The organism is Frigidibacter sp. SD6-1, from assembly GCF_030143255.1.
Classification (GTDB): Bacteria; Pseudomonadota; Alphaproteobacteria; order Rhodobacterales; family Rhodobacteraceae; genus TMP-24.
On the sequence record NZ_JARJNR010000024.1, the window covers coordinates 1 to 2110 of the forward strand.

Consider the following 2110-nt stretch of genomic DNA (forward strand, 5'->3'; position numbering starts at 1 on the left):
GACGTCGCCCGCCGCGAAGCCCAGCGGATCGGCCTGCAGGAACCGCCCCACGCCCGGGTCATAAACCCGCGCCCGGTAATGGTAGAGCCCCGTCTCGGCGTTGCGTCGGAAAACAATCGAACAATTGAACGTCAGTTTCCGCTCTCATCATCTAGCAATCGCTCAATGCCCCACTTCCGTATGTCCTTAAAATAGTAGCCCATATGACCAGGCGGGACTGCCGGGAGGGTTGCGGTGTGTGGGAACTTCGCTTCGATGTGTCCTGCGTGCGCCCACGTTACGTCATGTCCCTCGCTCATATCGTGATCACCTTCGCACAGGAGAGAAACAGTCCCATCTTCGTTGTGATAAACACAAAGCGCCTCGGAAGGTTGTTTGATGATATGCCTACAAACAAGTACAGGCTGCATTTGGGGTAAGTTGCGAAACCACGTCATCTACGCCTCGCTATAAGCTTCTTAAACCACTCCATCGGGCTAAGGTTGCTCTTGGAGAGATTGCAGGACTTGCAGCATCCCCGCAAGTTGACCTCATCTGTTGCGCCCCCATGTGAATGCGAAACAAAGTGATCAACGACGTCGGACGCTGCACCACAGTAAACACAAGTCGGATCGCGACCAAGGATTGTGCTGCTCAGCGCGGAATCAGCGCACCGTTTTGGATCCCGTTGTGATCGAGGAACTGTCGGGATTTTCGATGCACCCGCATTATGCGCCCACGCCTCCAGCTCGCCCGCGAAGTAGGTATGCGCGCCTGCGACCTCGATATTGTGCACCAAGGTCGGCGTCGCGTCCAGCGTGACCGTGAGCACGCGGATGAGGGTCTCGTCCGCATTCTCGATCCCGTCGCCGGGCTTGAGATCGCCGGCCCTGACCCACTCGCCCGCGACATAGAGCGGATGTTCCGCCGTCACCGCCATCGCGCTGACCGTCCCGTCCGGACCCTCGAGCGTCAGCCGCACCAGATCGGTCGCCTGACGCCCCATCACCGCCGTCACCGGGAAGACCCCGGTCTGGCCCGTCTCCTCGTTCCGCGCGATCACCAGATCGCCCTCGCGAAGGTCCTCGATCTTCCGCTTGCCCTCCGGCGTCAGGACCAAAGTCCCCTCCGGGAAGGAGGAGCCCGAGAGCGAAAGCCCCAGCGACAGCGCCCTGGTCAGGAATACAGTGGATCAGTCCCGCTGAAGTAATTCTCCTTCAATAAAAGCATAGTCTGCCAGGCGTGGCCTCAAGGAGTCATCAATTTCGGCCAATACCGGCATCCTGACGCTACCTAGTGGAATTCTGTTTTCGCGCGCGAGTTTTATTACATCCTGAAGACTATTCAACTCTCTGAGCATCGGGAGAGCGTGATTAATCATCAAACTCGAAATTCTCTGTTCCCGTTCGCTCACTTCCATTTTAATTACCAGAGACAATGCGTCTTCAAAATACTTTCGCATCGGATCTGCCCTCAGTAGCGCCTCAAATCGAACCTGAATCGGATAATTTTCAGGGCGTGGTCGCTTTCGCGGCAGCTCCTGGAGTCGTAGGTACTCTGCAGGATAGAAGCACATTGTCAGATAGTATTTTTCCAAATCACTCCACTGGCTCCTTTGAAGAAAAACTCCATGAATTCCGTTTGGAGATATCGTGCGCCATCCTAGATTTGAGAATACCGTGTAGCCTTCTGAGGTTAGAATCCGGCCAACCATACTGGGGACTATTCTCTCGGCCGCTACCATTACTTGTACCTCATGATGATGCCGGTCCACTTACCACCGAACTTTCTTTCCAGCGCGGCAACATACCTTGCAAGCTGACAATAGTCCCTTGATCTCTTTCGTTGCGGTTTGAGGTCCACTACCGTTTTCGTGGAAAAGTTCACTGCATCAGCCCTCAGGCCTCCAGGGAGATTGACTTCAAAGTCCCAATCTGGCCCCAGAAACTCGCAGAGTTCACCGTGTTTCTTTTTGCCCTCCTGGGCAGCGCTGTTGTTCCCGCTCGTTCGACTCCGCTTATTATGCCCCCAAGCCTCCAGCTCTCCGGCGAAGTAGGTGTGGGCGCCTGCGACCTCGAGATTGTGCACCAGCGTCGGCCGGTCGTCCAGCTCCGCCGAGACGACGGTGATC

4 protein-coding genes are annotated in these 2110 nt (G+C 56.0%); all 4 read right to left on the reverse strand.

Annotated elements, in window-relative coordinates; translation table 11 throughout:
* A partial coding sequence (locus tag P0645_RS19370) for an RHS repeat-associated core domain-containing protein (RefSeq protein ID WP_349814651.1) occupies positions 1–135 on the reverse strand: 135 nt, incomplete at its 3' end.
* A gap of 298 nt (positions 136–433) precedes the next feature.
* Positions 434–1159, reverse strand: coding sequence for a polymorphic toxin-type HINT domain-containing protein (locus tag P0645_RS19165; protein ID WP_349775099.1), 726 nt, complete (start codon positions 1157–1159; stop codon positions 434–436).
* Between the two features lie 12 nt (positions 1160–1171).
* On the reverse strand, positions 1172–1723 hold the full coding sequence (locus tag P0645_RS19170) for a DUF4304 domain-containing protein (protein ID WP_284166155.1): 552 nt from the start codon (positions 1721–1723) through the stop codon (positions 1172–1174).
* A partial coding sequence (locus tag P0645_RS19175; protein WP_284166156.1) for a hypothetical protein occupies positions 1723–2110 on the reverse strand: 388 nt, incomplete at its 5' end. The genes P0645_RS19175 and P0645_RS19170, both read right to left, overlap by 1 nt.